Genomic DNA, 19,620 nt, shown 5'->3' with positions numbered 1-19,620 from the left:
AGGACATTTATTATGCTGTTTAGCACCATACGCAAAGATGGTGTGAAGGACTTCTTTACCTTCGCATTTATCCCTTTATTTGCTTTCACTACAGTGCTGTTTATCCCGTTTATCATGGGTATTGTGCTGACTTTTACCAACTGGAATGGCTTTAGTTTTGGTGAGTTTGTTGGCCTACAAAATTACGTGGATGCATTTAGTGATGAAAACTTTCTCAAGATCTTTACCACAACACTTAAATATGTTCTCTACTGCTTGGTGTTTACTAACATTATTGGTTTTGGCTTAGCATTACTGATTACATCAGGAATCAAAGGCCAAAATGGACTGCGTTCAGTATTCTTTATGCCAAACTTGATTGGCGGTATTTTGCTGGGCTTTATCTGGCAGTTTATCTTTAATCGAATTTTTGTCACGGTGGGTGATATTACAGGCTTTGAGCTGTTGCTAGAACCATGGTTATCTGAGCCAGATAAAGCATTCTGGGCATTAGTGATTGTCAGTGTATGGCAGCAGTCAGGTTATATGATGTTGATCTACATTGCTGGCATTATGGGTGTTCAAAAGTCTTTGCTTGAAGCGGCCAGCATTGATGGAGCAAGTAAAGGTCAAATCCTTCGTGCTATCAAGATCCCAATGATGATGCAGTCGTTCACTATCTGTCTGTTTTTAACCCTTAAGAACGCATTTATGATGTTTGATGTCAACTTGGCTCTGACCAATGGTGGACCATATCGCTCTACAGAATTACTGACATTAAATATCTACAACGAAGCATTTCTATACCAAAACTACGGAACAGCACAGGCAAAAGCGATCTTGCTATTTGTTGTGGTCGTGATTGTGGCGTTGGCACAAGTCTACTTCACCAAGAAGAAAGAGGTTTAAAGTGATGAAAAGCAAATCTCGAGGCGTGTTTGTTGTCACGTTAGTTTTGGCATTAATTTATGTTTTTCCTTTTGCCATCCTTATTATTAACTCATTAAAAACCAAGTTCGAAATCTTAAAGAATCCACTCGCACTACCGACAGAGTTTAATTTCGATAACTTTGTTGAAGCCTTTGTCCGTATGGACTTTCTGAGTGCCGTTAGTAACTCGCTCTATATCACGATACTGGGCTTAGTGGTGTTAACTGTTTTCCCTGCGATGCTGGCGTATTATCTAGAACGTGAGCCAAGCAAATTTAAGAACATCATTTTCTACGTGTTAGTAGGTTCTATGATCATTCCTTTTCAGGCGGTCATGATCCCGTTTGTTAGTTTATTTGGAAAGATAGGCTTTTTGAACGGAAAGGTACCATTGGTTTACTTCTATCTCGGTTTCGGCGTCGCACTGTCTACTTTCATGTATCGCAGTTTCATCGCGAAGATCCCTAAGTCTCTTGACGAATCAGGTGCGATCGAAGGAGCCAGTAAGTTTACGGTATTTTGGAAAATTATCTTCCCGCAGCTCAAGCCAATTACGGCCACTATGTTAGTGCTGAATGCGCTGTGGTTATGGAATGATTACCTATTGCCTTCATTAACGCTACACCAAGATGATCGCACGTTGCCCCTGATGACTTATAGCTTCTTTGGTAAGTACACCAGTAACTATGGTTTAGCGATGGCTGGTCTTGTGCTTTCTATCGTGCCGATCATCATTTTCTATTTGATCATGCAACGTCAGATTGTTAGCGGCATTACCGATGGTGCTGTGAAGTAACCAGTACTAACCACTTTTTATACAAATTGATGCGTGAGGCGAGTTGGCGGCACGCTTAGAAAAATTGATAGGTAAAACTATGGCAGCAGTAACCCTTAAGGGCATTGAAAAACAGTATGACAACGGTTTTAAGGCCGTGCATGGCATTGATCTCGATATCAAAGAAGGTGAGTTCATGGTCTTTGTCGGCCCATCAGGCTGTGCAAAATCCACTACACTTCGCATGATCGCTGGGTTGGAGAGTATTTCGGGAGGTGAGCTACACATTGGTGGTCGGTGCATGAATGATGTGCCATCGAAAGACCGTGGTATTGCTATGGTGTTCCAAGATTACGCTCTGTATCCACATATGACAGTGTATGACAACATGTCATTTGGTCTTAAAGTGGCGAAGTTACCTAAAAACGAGATCGATCAACGGGTGCGCGAAGCGGCAGAAAAACTTCAAATCACAGACCTCCTTGATCGCAAACCTTCAGAAATGTCGGGAGGGCAACGTCAGCGTGTTGCGGTCGGACGAGCCATTGTGCGTAAGCCCGATGTGTTTTTATTCGATGAACCATTATCAAATTTAGACGCTAAGCTACGTGTCTCGATGCGTGTACGTATTACCAGTTTACATAGAGAGTTAAAGAAATCAGGTCAGCCAGCCACCATGATATACGTGACTCATGATCAGGTAGAATCGATGACTATGGGTGACCGTATCTGTGTGCTTAACCAAGGGCGCATCATGCAGGTGGATACTCCAATGAATTTATATAACTACCCAGCCAACAAGTTTGTAGCGGGTTTCATTGGCTCCCCTGCGATGAATCTAATGAAAGCCAAACTGGTCCAAGAGGGAGGTGATATCGCAGTTGAACTTGGTAAACATCGTTTCACCCTGCCAGCCGAAAAAGCTACGAAAGTACAAACTCACGTAGGAAAAGAGATATGGTTTGGCTCTCGCCCTGAATACATAGGTAATGCGGAAACGCACCCTGAATGTGTAGAAAACAGTTTTACAGAAGAGATCCTAACCCTTGAGAGAATGGGCTTTGAAGAAAATATTTACTTCGAAGTTGATGGACAGCCGTGTAGTGCACGGATTCCACATGAAAAAGCAGGGGAAAGTGATGTGGGTAATCAATACACATTCTGCATCGACATGAATAAATGCCATATCTTCGATATGGAAACTGAACAAAATATTTCACTGTAAGGGCGAGAAGTAGCATGAGTATTACGCCACGAGAAATCGACATACAACAGCAAGTTGAATTATGGATGCAAGAACTTACGGTCAGTGAGAAATGTTCGCTGCTTTCAGGCTCGGGCTTTTGGCATTCGCAAAACGTTGATCGACTAAATATTCCTAAGTTAATGCTAACGGATGGCCCACATGGTTTACGTAAACAAGGTGAAAAAGAAGATCACCTAGGTCAAAACGAGAGTGTACCGGCCACTTGTTTTCCTTCGGAAGCTGGTTTAGCGGCGTCATGGAGCCGAGAACTTGCTTATGCTCAAGGTCGTGCGATTGGTATAGAGTGCCGTGCGGAAAGTGTCAATGTCATCCTTGGTCCTGGCCTGAATATCAAACGCTCACCATTATGCGGACGCAATTTTGAGTATTTGTCTGAAGACCCGTATCTGTCATCACACTTAGGTGCAGCTTACATTCAAGGTGCGCAGTCTGTAGGCGTTGGTACATCAGCGAAGCATTTTGCTTGTAATAACCAAGAGACCAAACGTTTAACAATTAATGCAAAAATTGACCAGCGCACATTGAACGAAATTTATTTGGCAAGCTTTGAAACAGCGGTTAAAGAAGCTAACCCTTATACCATCATGTGTGCCTACAATCAGGTTAATGGAGAGTACGGCGCAGAGAGTCAGTTCCTGCTTAATGAGGTACTACGCAAGCAGTGGAACTGGGATGGTGTGGTAGTAACTGATTGGGGCGCAACCAACAGCCGCATTAAGGGCTTGCTAGCAAGCATGGATCTTGAGATGCCTTCATGTGGCGGTGTCAACGATAAAAAGGTAGAAGCGGCTTTAGAGGGTAATGCAGAGCTAATGTTAGCGCTTGATGAGTCAGTTCGTCGTATTTTGATGTTAATACTGCGTACCACATACAATCTGCCAGAAGTCGAAGGATTTGATGCCCAGCGTCATCATGAAATTGCTCGGGAAATTGCCCATGAGAGTATGGTCCTGCTTAAGAATGAACAGCAAGTTCTCCCATTGAAAGTAAGTGATTCAATCGCGGTATTGGGCGAGTTTGCACAAACACCTCGTTATCAAGGGGGAGGTAGTTCGCACACTAATCCAACGAAGGTCACGAGCACTTGGGATTCAATGCAGCAGTACTCGCAATCTCTCGAGTTCATGCAAGGTTTTGGGATCTATGATGAAAAGTGTGATGCTGCTAAGTTAGAGCAAGCTAAAGCCCTAGCTGCAAGCAAAGACAAGGTAGTTATTTGTGGCGGCTTACCTGAGCGTTATGAGACGGAAGGTATTGATCGAACACACCTTAGCTTGCCGAAAGCCCAGCTAGAGTTCATCGCAGAAATCACTAAAGTAAACCCTAATGTTGTCGTGGTACTAAACAATGGGGCTCCGGTAGAGATGCCTTTCGCCAACGAAGTTAAAGCCATTTTGGAAGCTTACCTGCCGGGGCAGGCAGGGGGAGATGCCATTGCTGATGTATTGTTTGGAGTGGTATCCCCAAGTGGCAAATTAGCAGAAACTTTCCCACTTAAACTCGAGCACACTTCAAGTTATGAGTATTTTCCAGGTGAGGGCTATGAAGTCACGTATCGTGAAGGGATTTACGTTGGTTATCGTTTCTTTGAAACCAAGAAGTTGCCTGTGCTATTTCCGTTCGGCCATGGTTTAAGCTACAGCCACTTCAAATACCACAACCTGCGCCTTTCGCAACGTCATATTCGTGATGATCAGACGCTACAAGTGTCGGTTGATGTCACGAATAGTGGTGATATTGACGCGAAAGAAGTGGTACAGCTTTATATCTCAGATCATCAATCGGAAGTATTACGGCCAGACATTGAATTAAAAGGGTTTGAGAAGCTCAGCCTACGTGCTGGCGAGACTCAAACGGCGCATTTCGTACTAGACAAACGTAGTTTTGCCTTCTTTGATGAAAAGTTAGCAGACTGGCGTGTTCAAAGTGGTCAGTTTGATATTCGTATTGGAGCCTCATGCCAGGATATTAGACTAACGGAAACCGTCAGTGTTGAGTCGACAACAAAAATTCCGTTTATTGTTCATCCCAATACCACCTTTGGTGAGCTGCGTGCTCATCCGGCAACGAAAGCGTATGCTGATGAGCTGATAGAGTATTTTATTGAGCATTCAGGGATCGATTTCAATCTTGGTGATAATGACGAGAACTTCGCAGAAACGGTGATTTCATTCTTCCCAATCAAAAATATGGTGTTGTTCTGTAAATCGAAGTTCACTGAATCAGAGCTTGAGCAAGCGTTAGATACGTTAACTATGCAAGTAGCTGACTTTGAAGAGGTAGTGTAATGGGCTGGATGGACGAAGCAGAAAAAGGCATTGCCATTGTTCATGAGCAGAAACAGACCAATTTCGTGGAGCTGTATGTTGACTCTGAAGTACGCGGTGACAATGTTTTTATTGGCAAGGAAGCAGAGGACAGACCTCTGCCAAGTTTTGAGCAGATACAAGATAAATTACCAGTCATTGAGTGGGATTCTAGCCCTGATGTGGTCGCAGGATATTGGAAAACTTGGCAAATTGCGTTCAGTAACCTGCGTCAACCTACGCGAGAGAATGGGTTTGTCTCTAACTTTATTGACACGGCATTTAATGGTCATTTGTTCATGTGGGACAGTGCGTTCATTACCATGTTTGGTAAATATGCTCACCATTTATTCCCTTTTATTGGGACGTTAGACAATCTGTATGCTAAGCAGATGCTTGATGGTTTTATCGGACGTGAGCTGTCAATTGAAACAGGTCAGAACCATTTTCACCGTCATGACCCGAGCTCTACAGGGCCGAATATCTTGCCATGGGCGGAGTGGCAACATTATCAACAAATGGGTGATAAACAGCGATTAAGTGATGTTTTTGTTCCTATTTTGGCGCTTCATCGGTGGATTGCAGACAACCGTACTTGGAAAGATGGGACGTATTGGGGATGTGGCTGGTCATGTGGTATGGACAACCAACTGAGGGTCGATAAGAAAAAGTACGATTATTCACATCATAGCCACTCATCATGGATTGATGTGACTTTGCATCAATATTTGTCCGCTACTTTACTGCTTAAAATGCAGGAAGAGTTAAATACTGATGAGAATCTGTCTGATATTGAAGCAGAAGTGGAAAACCTCAAGCAGGTTGTTAACGAGAAAATGTGGGATGAATCTCGCCAGTTTTATTTTGATACTTTGCGTGATGGTTCTTTCTCATCGATTAAATCGATTGCTCCTTATTGGGCGCTATTGACGGATATGGTTCCCGATGAGCGATTAGCACCGTTTGTTGCTCATCTTAATGACGAGAACAGTTTCAAAAGACCGCATCGAATACCCACGATGTCTGCAGATTGCGAACACTATACACAAACTGGCGATTATTGGCGTGGTGGTGTATGGGCACCGACTAACTATATGGTGCTCAAAGGACTTGAAGAGAAGGGGTTCCACGATCTTGCATTTGATATCGCCACCAATCATGTTGCCCATGTAGCTAAGGTTTTTTCTCAGACAGGAACGTTATGGGAAAACTATGCTCCAGAGATTATTCAACAAGGAACACCTGCGAAAAGTGATTTTGTTGGTTGGACAGGGTTAAGTTTAGTCAGCATTCTGATCGAGTTTGTGTTTGGCATTAAGATCGATGTTCCGAATAACAAGCTTGTTATTCGTCCCAAACTTGCTGATGAGTATGCGATAACTCAATTGCAGTTTGGTCCATTAGGTCAAGTCGACATTCATGTTGCCGCGAAAGCAAAGAGCACTGGCTCTCGCGTTACGGTTACCACAGACCTTGATATTGAAATTGAAGTGATCGAATAAAAGTAGGTGGGTTTCCCACCTACTCCTGTTAAGTAGTCCATTTAAGTATTAAAAATGCCATGTTAAATGAAAAGCAAACCCAACAAGCTCTCCAACAAGTGCTTGATTCAGTAGAGCTACCTAAATTCACCAAAAAAGACGAAAAGGTGTTTCTTGAACGCCTAGCACAGCATTTCCCATCTTTGGTTGGGCAACTGCACACGCTTTACGGCGAACGTTATGATTTTTTCTTGCACCTACAAAATCTGGTGGTGGTGCTTGCCAAGGCCTTTTCTAGTCGTAAGCGTAAATGGAAAAACCTGGATGAGAAACGACTTAAAGATCCAGCTTGGTATCGTAGTGAAAAGATGCTCGGCATGGCCGTGTATGTGGATCTGTTTGCTGGAGACTTGCAGAAGCTGAAGCAGAAAATTCCTTACCTAAAATCACTGGGTGTTAACTATCTGCATCTGATGCCGCTCTACAAAGCGCCCGAAGGGGATAGCGATGGTGGCTATGCGGTATCGGACTACCGCAAAGTGGATCCCAAACTGGGTACGGAGAAAGATCTGGCGCAGCTCGCTGAGGCGTTGAGTGATGAAGGCATCAGTTTGGTGCTGGATTTTGTATTCAATCATACCTCTGATGAGCACAAATGGGCGGTTGAGGCGCGCAAAGGTAATCCTGAGTTTGAAGATTTTTATTACTTCTTCACCGATAAAAAGGAAGTGGATGAGTATAACCAAACCTGCCGAGAGATCTTCCCAACCGTTCGCCGTGGCAGCTTTACATTCTTAGAGGATGTAGAGAAGTACGTTTGGACCACATTCAACAGCTTCCAATGGGATCTCAACTACTCAAATCCAGCGGTGTTTAACGCCATTACCGATGAAATGTTGTTCCTCGCCAATATTGGTTGTGAAGGGCTACGTCTTGATGCGCTCGCGTTCATTTGGAAAGAGAAATGGACCCAATGCGAAAGCTTGCCGAAAGCACACACGCTGATTCAGTGTTTCAACACCTGTTTACAGATCGCAGCACCTGCTGTGTTGTTCAAATCAGAAGCGATTGTTCACCCTGACGAAGTGGCACAGTACATCGACAAGCAAGAGTGTCAGTTATCCTACAACCCACTGATGATGGCATTGATGTGGGAGAGCTTGGCAACACGTGAAACCAAGCTCCTGACAGCATCTCTAAAGAAAAGCTTCGAGATTTCAGACCAATGTTCATGGGTCAACTACATTCGTTGTCACGATGATATTGGCTGGACATTTGATGATGCGGTGGCAGAGCAGCAAGGCATTAACGGCTATGATCACCGCCGCTTTTTGAATCAGTTCTATACCGGCAAGTTTGAAGGCTCATTCTCACAAGGTGTGCCATTCCAAGAAAACCCGACGACGGGTGATTGCCGCGTGTGTGGCTCATTAGCATCTCTAGCGGGTTTAGAAAAAGCGATAGACACAGATGATGCACAAGCGATTGAACATGCTTTGAAGCGTATCCGCTTGCTTAACAGCATCAACCTTAGCATCGGTGGTATTCCGTTGATTTACCAAGGAGACGAACTGGGTATTTTAAATGACCACAGCTACTTGAATGATAAGTTCAAACGCGATGATGCACGCTGGGTAAATCGTCCTGCTATTTCGCCAGCGGCAGTTGAACTTGCTGAGCAAAAAGGGAGTTATCAACACCGTATTAATCAAGAACTAAAACAGATGATAGCTTTACGCCAAAATCACCCAGAGTTAGGGAATGCCAAAACAGAAATTCTAGAAACTTATCGTTCGCAACTTTTTGCTTACTGCCGTACTAACGCAAAGGGTGAGCGACTTCTCGCTCTGTGTAATTTTGGTGAAATGGAGCAAACAATCCCTGCATCAATATGCGATATTTTGGGCACTCGACAGACGAAGGACCTGCTTTCTGGCAAGTCTTTCCTCGGCGATGAGATTGTTTTATCAGCCTACGATGTGCTGTGGTTAAAGGTAAATGCGTAATGAGAAGTGAAAAAGAAAAAATGCTCGCTGGTGAGCCCTATGATGCATGGGACAAGCAACTTTATGGCGAGCGTATTGAATGTCGCAAAGTATTGCAAAAGCTCAATAATAGCATTCCTGATACGGCTGAATGGCGCGATGCAATAGACACCCTAATTCCAGGCTCTGAAGGTGCTTTCTTAGAACCACCATTTCGCTGCGATTATGGCTCCAACATTAAGTTGGGTAAAAACTTCTACGCCAACTTTAACTGTGTTGTGCTAGACGTTGCAGAAGTTCGTATCGGTGACAACGTATTGTTTGCACCGAATGTACAAATCTATACCGCTGGTCACCCATTAGATGTTAAAGGTCGGGTAGAAGAGGGGGTGGAGTTTGGCACGCCTATTACCATTGGCGACAATGTATGGCTGGGTGGCGGTGTTATCGTCTGTCCGGGCGTATCCATTGGTGAGAACAGTGTGATCGGTGCAGGCAGTGTGGTGACGAAAGATATTCCACCTAACGTCGTTGCGGCAGGAAACCCTTGTAAAGTAATAAAACCAATTAAGCAATAAAAATAAGTAATATTAATATTGCTTGTCTATATTTAAACGGCTGGGTAAATATAGGAGGTAGTATGAAAAGGATATTTATTTCATTGGGTTTGCTGCTAAGCTCTGTTGCTTACCTGCCACACGCCAATGCTTCCCTAGATGGCATCTATAAAGGGTGTGGCTTGGGGCACTGGATTGCCAATGGTTATGCAAATGGCTGGTTGGCTGTCACTACTAACGTGACATGGGACTTAGGTACTACGGCATCGATCTCTTACTATTCCACCCCAGCCTCTTGTTCGGGGCCATTTTATGCTGCCGCTCAATTTATCGACAGAGCCTACCCAGAACTGGAACGAGAAACGGTACAGGGGGAAGGTGAACATATGATGGCGATGTTGAACATTCTTGGGTGCGGACAAACAGAGCAACAACTGGTACGTCAAGGAGTACGGAGCGATTTCGCAAAAGTATTGGCCAAGGATAACTATGCTGAAATGCCCCATCACGAAAAGGCTGATAGTTATTACCGTATAGTGGTAAAACATGCTTCACAACAGTGCTCGGCATCTTAAACCACACTAACAAACGGGTGGTGTGTTATGGTGTATCGCCCGTTTTGTGTTTGTTACTCTTTGCAGGGTCAATGTATCCTTGGCCAGCCTCTGGCTCTGTTTCACTTAGTGAAACACAGATGAATCAGTGGACCAAACTGCTGCATTTTAAAAATGGCAGCAGTACCATCTCCAGCCCTGATTTCTTCCTTTCCGAAAATGGTCGTTTTGATGCGGAAGTAGAACTGACCGCTACTGTGAACGCGTTTACCAGAACATCAGAAATGGTTCATTGCCGCTACCCTGCGCGCTATATCTGGCTTAAAGACAACTTCGGCTCTGATTTTGGGCTGTCTTTGCAAGATTGTGACGATTATCAGCAATGGATTCAACATAGTAAAACTGAGTCGGTCAGTGTGGTTTATGTCACGGGCTATCTTGGAAATCCGGCCTCATTTTTTGGTCACCTGATGATGAAATTCAACCGACAGGGTGACAGTAAAACGGATATTGAACTGCTGGATACCGGTATTAACTTCGGGGCGAATGCTCACCCTGATGACAATCCGGTTAAGTATGTGTTGTATGGTATATTCGGTGGCTACAGTGCTAGTTACACGACAGCCACATACTATCTTCATACTGCAAGCTATGCTGAGAATGAGCAGCGGGAGTTATGGGAATATGAACTTAGCCTAACCAGGCAAGAAGTTGCGCTGGTACAGGCGCACCTGTTTGAGCTGCAGGAGGTTGATTTCAGCTATTACTTCCTGAGTGACAACTGCTCCACTGCGTTTAAAGATATTTTGAATATCGTACTGGAACAGCCTCTCAATACAGGATCTCAGCCATGGGATATGCCCATTGATATATTCCATGCTCTTCCAAATGTTATGCATCATGGGCAACCTTTGGTCAAAGCAGTTAGCCAGCGTCAGTCTAAGTACAGCCGTATTCAAAATAAGTACCTTGCCCTTAGTGATAAAGAAAAGCAGCAAACAATTACGATCGCTAAAGATCTTTCAGAGCTGACCCCCTTTATGCAGTCCGATGATTTTTCTGATTATGAAAAAGCTAAAGTCCTAGATGTTTTAACTGAGTACACAGAACTGTTATTGGTCACAGAGGATGAGTCTGAGCGCAACTACAAAGAGCAAAAGCGTCAGTTGCTCCTGACAAGGCTACAGTTAGACAGCTTTAGTGTCGATTGGCCGGAGAGTAAAGCCAAACCGCCCCATTTAGCTCAGTTACCTATTAATCTTGGTCTAGGGATAGGCTATAGCGACAACTATGGTGGATATCTCAGCTTACGGGGTTTTGCTGCTTATTATGATTTTCTGTCAATCGATGTTGCTCGATTAAAAGATTCAGCTCTTACTGTTTTGGATACTGAGCTTCATATAACCAATGATAAGGTGCGCCTTAAAAAACTGGATTTTCTCAATGTTGCTTCACTCAATACCAATGATGTGAATTTGTTTGAAAATGATCGCTTAGCATGGCAATTGGCTCTTTCACTTGAGCAGAGTGAGTGCCATGATGATGAATGTTACCGCCCGTATTTTAAAGGCTATTTAGGCTTGGCTGAACGTCGGTTTAATCGCCTTTCAGCCTACACTATGTTCGGTGGACAGGTCGATTTCGTTGACTTCGATGTCTCAGAACTTCAGCTTCCAGCAGGCGTGCTTTATCGCTGGTCCGATAGCTGGAAAACACACCTGAGAGTGGTCCCTTCTCTGGGCTTGAATGGTAATGGCTGGGACTTTGCCCTGTATGGGGACACACGCTTTAGCATCAGTAATAAAGCTGACATTCGTGTACGCTTCGAGAAAAGCTACGACAAGCTGGTAGGGATTTACTTCAACCGATACTTTTAAAGGGCCATAGTCTGTGGAGCATAATACACGGCCAAGCTTAAATAGAACTCGATACTCTTTCCAACAGCCTACTACCAATGCAAATGGTGCTGTTCTAGCCGTTGTCGTACTCTTTGACAAACTCTCCTAGTCTTATTTAAATCTGCTCTATTTCACACTTTGATATGCAACTTAATGCTTTTTCTGATAGGTTGATTTTTGAAAGATGCACACTCATTTATGTCTGTTATAGTCATGCTTTTCATGGGGTTACAAACATATCTGTACCTATTACTATAAATTAGAGGAATTCGATGGATATCATTTTTGGGGATGTGCTGCTTTTAAATGGGGTAGGTAAGCTATCAAAGCCTAATAAAATTTTTCAGACTAAACGTAGAAAAAACGAAGCGGCTTATAGCCATGTTGCACTGTGTTTAGGGCCAAATATCGTGGCTCATGCGATGCCTAAGCAAGGCGTCCACATCGTGACATTCGAATCCATCTTAGAAGAGTTTGGTGAAGACTGGATGGTAATACGGAACAAGACATTAGCTGCAACTGCAAAAGATTCAGTGGTTGGAGCAGAATATGCCATGGATGCACTTTACCACTTAGGGAAAAGATATGATTTATTGACGATTTTCTCTGGTAAAAAAGCGGATGAGTCGTTTGTTTGTTCTAACTTTGTTGCTGCTTGCCTAAATACTCACAACATTAAAGTAGGCAGAACCGCCAATGATGTACTGCCTGTTGATTTCCAATTATGTCTAGAGAGTGATGAGTGGGCTGATGTTACTTCAGAGCACAAAGGTTTCTACAAATATAGCTGCAACGATTATGCGGAACAACAAATCGAAACGTATTATCAGATTTGGAATAACGCTAAGTCACTCGCCAAATTGTACGAGTTAGCTCGAAAGTTTGATGAAGCACATAAGCGCCTAGACAAAATCGTAGGCTATCAGCCAGTTGAGCTTGAACAGCCAGATCTTGGGTTTTGGGATACCGATCTTCGAAAGTAATTGATGACGAATAGAGTGTGTTAGCCGGTCACTCTATTCGGTAGAAACGTACTATCTAATGAGTTGATCCTCTGCAGTTAATGACTCTTTATGAAGGAAAACAGAATGAAAGAAGTGGCTTTAATCACACTTCACGGCATGGGGAAAATAAAGCCTGATTACTATGATGTGCTTGAGGAACATTTGAAGGAAGAGCTAGGTTCAGAGTGGGCTAAGGTATCATTTCAAAACGTTCAGTATGCACCTATTTTACAACAGCCAGAAGATGAGCTTTGGCAAGCGATGACCTCAGAACCGAGTAATGAGCTCGATGCCATTCGATTAAGACAGTTCTTTCTATATGGATTCGGAGATGCTGGATCACTTGAGCACAGTGCCAGCAGGCAAAATGAAAAATATCTTGCAGTTCAGGAGGCTATTTTTAATACACTTGAACATGCGTATATAGATATAGGGCACAAGGCGAGTAGACCGGTGATCATCATTGCTCAGTCTTTAGGTTGTCAGGTGATTTCGAATTATATATGGGATGCTCAACACGATCTTAATAAGTTCGAGAACTATAATGGTGATGATCACAAGAAATCCTTCATGAAGTTAGAAACTTGTGAAAACCTCATTACCACGGGTTGTAATATTCCTCTGTTTAATGCTGGACTGCAGAATAGAGTATGTTTTGCAAAGCCGACAACCTCATTCCGTTGGGATAATTATTATGATCCCGATGATGTACTTGGCTGGCCTTTGAGGCAATTAGGTAACACTTATGACTTGATAGTTAAAGATCACCCGATAAATTCAGGTGGTTTGATGTCGTCTTGGAATTTATTCAGCCATGCACGGTATTGGAGCGACAAAGACGTAATTAAGCCATTGGTGAGGATCATTAGGTCAAAACTCAGCTAACTACTGACACCTTGTGTTACTTATTCAGAGCAATATGTCGGTAATTATGAAAGAAACCTTGTCTGAGGAATGAACAATAATGAGCGCTATGTTATCGAGCTAATTGACTCGTTGTGCTTGGCATTTATTTAGAGAGCAGCATCCTTATTAAATTGGAATTAACCTCTCGTTGCTCTTTGTTGTTAAATTTGTTGAAAGTGGGGTTTATATTAAACTTTCTTGAATTGTTATTAGTGCTATTGCTTAAAATTGCGACACAGGTTTTAGTAATTCAATGGATAAAATCTAATCTATATTTCGGACTTATAAAATAAAAAGGAAACAAGATGAGTTCTCCGTTGAATAAAAGCGTCTTACTGGCGTCTCTATTTCTTACCCCTACGCTTGCTCTGGCTGAAATGACCAATGGTGATTTCGAACAATGGAGCAGTTCCTCTCCAACAGGGTGGAACACAATCGACAGTGGCATTTCGGTGTCACAGGAAACCAGCATTGTAAAAAGTGGTAGCAATGCAGCAAAAGTGACGGTCAATACCGGCACGCAAAGCAACACGGACTTTCAGCAGTCTGTAAGTGTGGTATCAGGGCAGACGTATGATTTTTCTGTGTCTGTTTATCACACTGAAGGCAATGTTAAAGCACGCCTGTATGTGGATGGATACCAAAATTACAGTGTACCTAGCCAAACTGGTCAATGGCAGGATATTGCTTATTCGTACACGGCCAGCAGCACCAAGAGCATAAACGTTGGTCTGCGCTTCTATGATGAGTCTGGTTTTGATGGTTCCGAAGTCGTCTATATAGATAACTTCCAGCCATCTGATGGTGCTGTAACACCGCCTCCGACAACTTGTAGCAATCATGAAGTCACACTTAACCTAACGACTGATAGTTATGGCTCTGAAACAAGCTGGACGCTGAAAAACAGCAGCAGTCAGACTCTATACTCTGGCTCTGACTACGGTAATAACACCAGCTATGAAAAGGCGATGTGTGTTGAATCAGGCTCGTATGTGTTTGAAATCGTTGATTCCTATGGCGACGGCATCTGCTGTAGCTCTGGAAATGGGTCTTACACGCTAACGTCTAACGGCCAAACCCTTGCGTCTGGTGGAGACTTTACCAATTCTTCTCAGCACTCCTTTACGCTTGGTGGTAGCGACCCTGATCCAGAACCACCAGTGCTCGGTGACTACTACAAATCAGCCGAAGGTAAGACAGGCTATACGCTGAAGACTGCACTGTATAACATCATCAATAACCACAACTCGCAAGGCTACTCTGCCGTTTGGGATTTGGTCAAAACCGCTGATATCGACAACTACTATGAGAAGGACGGGACGATTCTCGATATCTACTCAGAGAAGATATCTGGCAGTGATTCGATTAATTTTACTAAAGTGACAGACCAATGCGGTCAGTACAGTAAAGAAGGCGATTGTTACAACCGCGAGCACTCTTTCCCTAAGAGTTGGTTTGGTGGAAAAGTGGAGCCAATGAACTCGGATGGTCACCACTTGTATGCGACAGATGGTTACGTGAATGCGAAACGCAGCAACTGGCCATTCGGTGAAGTTGGCAGTGCGACGTACACGTCTTCTAACGGCTCAAAAGTTGGCTCTGCGGCTTCTAGCCTAGGATACTCGGGTACAGTGTTTGAACCAATTGATGAGTTCAAAGGTGATTTGGCCCGTGCATATTTCTACATGGCGACACGCTACGAAAACGAGATCGCTAATTGGGAAGGGAACAGCGATAACTCCAACGCAGTGCTCAATGGCACTAATACAACAGTGTTCGAACCTTGGGTTTTAGCTATGTTAAAACGTTGGCATGCCAATGACCCAGTAGACCAGAAGGAAATTGATCGCAACAACGCGGTGTACAATTTCCAAGGTAACCGTAACCCATACGTTGACCACCCAGAGTTCGTCAACATGGTTTGGGGAGACTAACTTAAACAATCAAAGGCCTAACATATGTTAGGCCTTTTGGTTTGCGTGAAAGTACTAGTCCATAAAGGCTAATTCAAATGTGGTTCCACCTTGAGTCACGTACTCAACTTTTACGTTTTCGCCTGAGAGATCAGCAGAGTAGATTTCTGGCTTTCCGACTTGTACCCAGTAAAGCTTACCTGCATCGAAATCGACTTCCATATCTACAACGCCTTCAAATCCGTTACTTTCGTCAATTGAAAGGATTTTTTCGACCTTTCTCGATTCTCCTTTGATGTTTGCGCGATAAATGCCATGTTCGTTAGCAAAGTAAAGGAACTTGTCTTTCGGATCCAAATGCATTGCGATGATTTTGTGCCAATCCTCGTCGTGGTCGATACCGTCTTCAACCGATAATTCTTGGCGTCTGTCTACAGTTGAGTGTTCTCCTAATGGAAAGCTGATGACTTCCGTTTCTTGGTTAACGCCCAGTGCCATATACATTCGTTCGTTAGCGTTATCGATAGCCAATGCAGTGTTGTTCGCACAGTAGGCAATACCACACTCTTCCATCGTATCTCCGAATATAAACCGGAAATCTTCTCCCTCAATTGGCGCTCCTGGTGAATCTGTGTAGTCCGAATAAACCTCAACCACAGTGTCTTGAGTGATACTGGAGGTATATACTTGTCCCGTTTCTTTATCGACGACTACCGGAATATCACCAGCCATAGGAATTCGGTTCACCATCCGGTATTTTTGACCGTCCAAAGTGACACGTGATAAGGCTTGAGTACTTGGAGAGCTTGTCGTCACGTAGATTGAATTCTCTGTCACTGCCAAACGACCACCGTAATTAATATCCGCTAACTTAGTTGTTGTTTTGGTATCAAGGTCGAGAACTTGAAGTTCATTATACTGCTTATCATCGTAGTCAGTGACTAAGTAAAGATCTTTCGCAACAGTGTTGTAGCTTACAGTAATAAGCGCTATAGCGGAGAGAGTTCGTAGTGTAGGTTTCATTGGTTCCTCGTTTGAATAGGTTGGTTAAAATTAGATGGAGGTTCATGACGCGTCGAACATGAGTTTAAATCTAGTTGCATATAAATTGTTTTCTAGGTGATTAATAATCATTAAGTGGGCTTGAGATTGTTTTTGGATATTTGAGGTGAGGGCGTTAGGAGTGCTGAGGTTTATCGTGATTGTCTAAGCTTGATACATCAAAGCAATGGGAGGTTGTGTCAGTTGAATTTTGGAGTGAAAGGTAAAGAAAGCTAAAAGAGATGGTGTTAGCCATCTCTTTTAAAAACTATCGATTCCTACTGTAGTCAATAAGCGCTATTTATACTCACCTCGGATTGACGCTTCACGATACGCATCTAACTTGCCTTCTGCTTTGAGTTTTGCCAGACCACGGTTAAAGGCATCGACTAACTCTTGAGCGCGAGGAGATTTTTTCGAAATGATCACGAAGTAATCTCTTGCTGATAATGTCTTGGCATTAGGTTCAATTTTGTCGGTTAAATTGAGTTTGGTGATGGTTTCCATACCAACGTCCATATCCTCCAATACGATATCTAGGCGGCCTGCACTGAGCTTTTTATAATTGTTTTCTGCACTAGCAATACGTTGTATATTGATTAGCCCAGCTTTTTCCATATCTTCGACTCCATAGGCGTAACCAGTCACACCGCCGATTTTGAAGTTCTTAAGATCTTCTTTGCTGCTCCAGTTTACAGGTTTACTTTTTTGTTGGAATAATCCAGTGCTTAACGTAATAACAGAGTCGGTATAATGGAAAAACTGCTCCCTATCTGAATTCTTACTCCAAATAAGAGAACCATCAAAATTACCGGCTTTGGCTTCTTCAAAGCCACGCTTCCATGGCATGTAAGTAAATTCCACCTGGTAGCCTTCTGCTTCGAATGCTTCTTTAACAATTTGAGTCATGAAGCCGCCATTTTTAAGCGATTTGGATTGATAGGGTGCCCATTCGCCATTAGCGAGTTTAACGGTGTTAGCTTGAGCAAAGTTGATAAAAAGTAGAGATAAGGTCAGATATAAAAAGGTTTTAACAAAGCTGCGCATTTTTTCTTCCTTAAACATGCAAATAGATTCAATAAAAGAATAGTTGCTGATAAGGATATCACCAGAAAGTTTGAGGTTATCTGTGACAATAAACCCGAGCGCTGGAAGTTTAGCTAATAAAAGAGCACCGATTCACGGTGCTCTGGGAGTTCAAAATTCACTCTCAACTTCAAAAACCATGGGTTGCTTACTGTAGGGATGTTCTATCTCTAGGCGTTGTGCATGAAGATGTAATCGCTCGGCGCGTTGACCATAGAGACCATCGCCGACCATAGGTAAGTTGAGCCCAAGGTGATGAGCACAGTGAACTCGAAGCTGATGGGTTCGACCGGTTTTGGGGTACAGGTACAGTTTGGAGCGGCCATCTCGTGTTTCAATCAACTCCCAATAGGTTTCGGCAGGTTTTCCATGCTCAAAGCAGACGAGCTGCCGGGGGCGATCATCAGGATCGCCACGCATCGGTAAATCTATCTGACCACTGGTTTGGCTTACCTTTCCTTCAAGTAGTGCGACGTAGCGCTTTTGCACTGAGCGGGAAATGAATTGCTTCTGTAGGTTCTTGTTCGCACGCTTTGTTAGAGCGAAAACCAGTAACCCTGATGTCGCCATATCCAGTCGATGAATCACGAAAGGGCCTTCCACATCTGGATAGCGTTGCTGCAAGCGTGTGTAAGCTGAATCCTTGATGGTTTTGCCGGGGACAGACAGTAGCCCTGAAGGTTTATTGACGACAACCATAGCTTCATCTTCAAATAAGATCTCAAGCTCTTTGTCTTCTGCCCAGTTTTCTTCCAGCGGATTATCATCAACGGTCATTCCTTCCAGCATGTGGCCCAAAATAGGGAAGCACTTACTATGGCAAGAAGGGTAGAACTTTCCGTGTTGGCGAACTTCTGATTTTGGCGAGGCCCCCCACCAGAACTCGGCTAATGCCAACGGCTTAAATCCATGCTTAAAGGCAAAGTGCAGCAGTTTTGGCGCGGCACATTCGCCAGCACCTGCTGGTGGTACGGGCGCACTGGTCGGTTTGAATATCGCATTGAGGGACTTCTCCTCCCCTCTGATATTTAGAAAGCGGTAGTTATCAAACAGCTTATTTTGCAACGTATTAGATAGGGTTTTACGCTGCTCTTTCAATGCATTCAAGCTGGTATTTAATTCATCTAGCTCGTGTTGTAAGACGGCGATTTTTTCATCCCACTCCAGCTTGAGATATTTAAGCACGTTTTTTTCAGCGATGCTTTGCTTCGCCAATTCATCAAGCCTGTTTTGCAGCGCTTCTCCGGCTAGTGAGGATTCAGCTAGTTTGCGTTGTGCTTTGCGCTCAGCTCGGCCTGTAATCATTGCGTCGCGCTGTAATTGCTCCTGCTGTTGATACTCAGAAGTTAGCAAGTTTATCTGTTCGGTCAGCTCGGCAATACGAGGGTTGCTTTTTAGTTGATTGAACTTTTGATTCGCCGCCATGATTTCAGCGGTTTCCGCCCGAAAGAAGCTTTCTTCTGTCAGCATATCGAAAACGGGTGGGACAAAGCTGGGTAGCAAGTTTTGGTCGGCTATTTTTCCTGAAAAGGCTGAAAGGTAACCAATCTTGCCATCTGGTGACTGAACAAGCAGCACACCGAACATTTTGCCTGTGCCCTTTGAGTTTCCATCGACACCGAAATTATGCTGCCAATCCGTTTGCGCAACTAAGTGCTCTTGCAGTTCCTGAGCCGCAAGCTCACATAGTGGATGTGGTTGATAGAAAAAGGGAAAGGTGAACTTGTCAGGCAAGCTGTAACCATCAATGGGTGCTTTGAAAAGAGTAAACAAATGTTCAGGTTGATGCATTTTAACTTGCCGTTGCTACGAAAAACTGAAGGCGAGATTCTACCTGTTTGAGGCGTGATTTCCAGTTTCGTCATGTGAAGGTGCGCTGCAATGTTCTCCATGAGATAAGAAATGTTATAAGAGGCAAGAGGTACTCTTGATTACGTC

15 protein-coding genes are annotated in these 19,620 nt (G+C 43.6%); 12 read left to right on the top strand and 3 right to left on the bottom strand.

From position 1 onward, the window contains the following. The first annotated feature begins 12 nt into the window (after positions 1 to 12). The 12 genes from L1D23_RS04365 (at position 13) to L1D23_RS04310 (ending at position 15,576) form a co-directional block, all read left to right on the top strand. The gene (locus tag L1D23_RS04365) at positions 13 to 888 is read left to right on the top strand and encodes a sugar ABC transporter permease (protein WP_239864444.1); all 876 of its coding nucleotides are present in this window, start codon (positions 13 to 15) and stop codon (positions 886 to 888) included. A 4-nt stretch (positions 889 to 892) separates the two neighbouring features. Then, a complete protein-coding gene (locus tag L1D23_RS04360; protein WP_239864442.1) occupies positions 893 to 1,705 on the top strand; it encodes a carbohydrate ABC transporter permease in 813 nt (270 codons plus the stop codon). A gap of 79 nt (positions 1,706 to 1,784) precedes the next feature. Beyond that, positions 1,785 to 2,909 carry a sn-glycerol-3-phosphate ABC transporter ATP-binding protein UgpC gene (gene ugpC / locus L1D23_RS04355; protein ID WP_239864440.1) on the top strand — a complete coding sequence of 375 codons (1,125 nt, stop codon included), beginning with the start codon at positions 1,785 to 1,787 and terminating at the stop codon, positions 2,907 to 2,909. A 14-nt stretch (positions 2,910 to 2,923) separates the two neighbouring features. Continuing rightward, entirely contained in the window at positions 2,924 to 5,239 is a 2,316-nt protein-coding gene (locus tag L1D23_RS04350; protein ID WP_239864438.1) for a glycoside hydrolase family 3 C-terminal domain-containing protein, read from the top strand. Further along, positions 5,239 to 6,759, top strand: coding sequence for a trehalase family glycosidase (locus L1D23_RS04345; protein ID WP_239864436.1), 1,521 nt, complete (start codon positions 5,239 to 5,241; stop codon positions 6,757 to 6,759). The genes L1D23_RS04350 and L1D23_RS04345 overlap by 1 nt, the downstream gene beginning before the upstream one ends. Positions 6,760 to 6,818: 59 nt before the next feature. Beyond that, positions 6,819 to 8,744, top strand: coding sequence for an alpha-amylase family protein (locus L1D23_RS04340; RefSeq protein WP_239864434.1), 1,926 nt, complete (start codon positions 6,819 to 6,821; stop codon positions 8,742 to 8,744). Then, positions 8,744 to 9,301, top strand: coding sequence for a sugar O-acetyltransferase (locus L1D23_RS04335; protein ID WP_239864432.1), 558 nt, complete (start codon positions 8,744 to 8,746; stop codon positions 9,299 to 9,301). Before L1D23_RS04340 ends, L1D23_RS04335 begins: the two co-directional genes overlap by 1 nt. Before the next feature lie 62 nt (positions 9,302 to 9,363). Next, entirely contained in the window at positions 9,364 to 9,855 is a 492-nt protein-coding gene (locus tag L1D23_RS04330; protein ID WP_239864430.1) for a DUF3015 family protein, read from the top strand. 119 nt (positions 9,856 to 9,974) lie between these two features. After that, positions 9,975 to 11,711, top strand: a complete 1,737-nt coding sequence (locus L1D23_RS04325; protein ID WP_239864428.1) for a DUF4105 domain-containing protein — start codon at positions 9,975 to 9,977, stop codon at positions 11,709 to 11,711. Positions 11,712 to 12,004: 293 nt separating this feature from the next. Further along, on the top strand, positions 12,005 to 12,715 hold the full coding sequence (locus tag L1D23_RS04320; RefSeq protein WP_239864427.1) for a YiiX/YebB-like N1pC/P60 family cysteine hydrolase: 711 nt from the start codon (positions 12,005 to 12,007) through the stop codon (positions 12,713 to 12,715). A 105-nt stretch (positions 12,716 to 12,820) separates the two neighbouring features. Further along, positions 12,821 to 13,621 (top strand): hypothetical protein, encoded by an 801-nt coding sequence (locus L1D23_RS04315; RefSeq protein WP_239864426.1) that lies wholly within the window; start codon positions 12,821 to 12,823, stop codon positions 13,619 to 13,621. Between the two features lie 326 nt (positions 13,622 to 13,947). Continuing rightward, the gene (locus tag L1D23_RS04310; protein ID WP_239864425.1) at positions 13,948 to 15,576 is read left to right on the top strand and encodes an endonuclease; all 1,629 of its coding nucleotides are present in this window, start codon (positions 13,948 to 13,950) and stop codon (positions 15,574 to 15,576) included. 54 nt (positions 15,577 to 15,630) lie between these two features. Here the strand turns inward: L1D23_RS04310 and L1D23_RS04305 are convergent, their stop codons facing one another. The 3 genes from L1D23_RS04305 to L1D23_RS04295 form a co-directional block, all read right to left on the bottom strand. Further along, positions 15,631 to 16,578: a hypothetical protein gene (locus tag L1D23_RS04305; RefSeq protein WP_239864424.1), complete on the bottom strand. Its 948-nt coding sequence runs from the start codon at positions 16,576 to 16,578 to the stop codon at positions 15,631 to 15,633. 315 nt (positions 16,579 to 16,893) lie between these two features. Continuing rightward, complete coding sequence (locus L1D23_RS04300) at positions 16,894 to 17,643, bottom strand: transporter substrate-binding domain-containing protein (RefSeq protein ID WP_239864423.1); 750 nt, start codon at positions 17,641 to 17,643, stop codon at positions 16,894 to 16,896. Between the two features lie 150 nt (positions 17,644 to 17,793). Continuing rightward, positions 17,794 to 19,473 (bottom strand): RluA family pseudouridine synthase, encoded by a 1,680-nt coding sequence (locus tag L1D23_RS04295; protein ID WP_239864422.1) that lies wholly within the window; start codon positions 19,471 to 19,473, stop codon positions 17,794 to 17,796. Positions 19,474 to 19,620: the final 147 nt, after the last annotated feature.

It is taken from the genome of Vibrio sp. Isolate24, from assembly GCF_022398215.1.
Taxonomy (GTDB): domain Bacteria; phylum Pseudomonadota; class Gammaproteobacteria; order Enterobacterales; family Vibrionaceae; genus Vibrio; species Vibrio coralliilyticus_A.
The sequence above is the reverse complement of the archived record's forward strand: the minus strand, read 5'-3'. Positions and strand labels throughout refer to the sequence as shown.

Coding starts and splice junctions, on each gene's coding strand:
- L1D23_RS04350 (WP_239864438.1), top strand. CDS start 2,924: ATGAGTATTACGCCACGAGAAATCGACATACAACAGCAAGTTGAATTA.
- L1D23_RS04315 (WP_239864426.1), top strand. CDS start 12,821: ATGAAAGAAGTGGCTTTAATCACACTTCACGGCATGGGGAAAATAAAG.
- L1D23_RS04305 (WP_239864424.1), bottom strand. CDS start 16,578: ATGAAACCTACACTACGAACTCTCTCCGCTATAGCGCTTATTACTGTA.
- ugpC (WP_239864440.1), top strand. CDS start 1,785: ATGGCAGCAGTAACCCTTAAGGGCATTGAAAAACAGTATGACAACGGT.
- L1D23_RS04310 (WP_239864425.1), top strand. CDS start 13,948: ATGAGTTCTCCGTTGAATAAAAGCGTCTTACTGGCGTCTCTATTTCTT.
- L1D23_RS04295 (WP_239864422.1), bottom strand. CDS start 19,473: ATGCATCAACCTGAACATTTGTTTACTCTTTTCAAAGCACCCATTGAT.
- L1D23_RS04360 (WP_239864442.1), top strand. CDS start 893: ATGAAAAGCAAATCTCGAGGCGTGTTTGTTGTCACGTTAGTTTTGGCA.
- L1D23_RS04345 (WP_239864436.1), top strand. CDS start 5,239: ATGGGCTGGATGGACGAAGCAGAAAAAGGCATTGCCATTGTTCATGAG.
- L1D23_RS04300 (WP_239864423.1), bottom strand. CDS start 17,643: ATGCGCAGCTTTGTTAAAACCTTTTTATATCTGACCTTATCTCTACTT.
- L1D23_RS04335 (WP_239864432.1), top strand. CDS start 8,744: ATGAGAAGTGAAAAAGAAAAAATGCTCGCTGGTGAGCCCTATGATGCA.
- L1D23_RS04340 (WP_239864434.1), top strand. CDS start 6,819: ATGTTAAATGAAAAGCAAACCCAACAAGCTCTCCAACAAGTGCTTGAT.
- L1D23_RS04330 (WP_239864430.1), top strand. CDS start 9,364: ATGAAAAGGATATTTATTTCATTGGGTTTGCTGCTAAGCTCTGTTGCT.
- L1D23_RS04325 (WP_239864428.1), top strand. CDS start 9,975: ATGAATCAGTGGACCAAACTGCTGCATTTTAAAAATGGCAGCAGTACC.
- L1D23_RS04320 (WP_239864427.1), top strand. CDS start 12,005: ATGGATATCATTTTTGGGGATGTGCTGCTTTTAAATGGGGTAGGTAAG.
- L1D23_RS04365 (WP_239864444.1), top strand. CDS start 13: ATGCTGTTTAGCACCATACGCAAAGATGGTGTGAAGGACTTCTTTACC.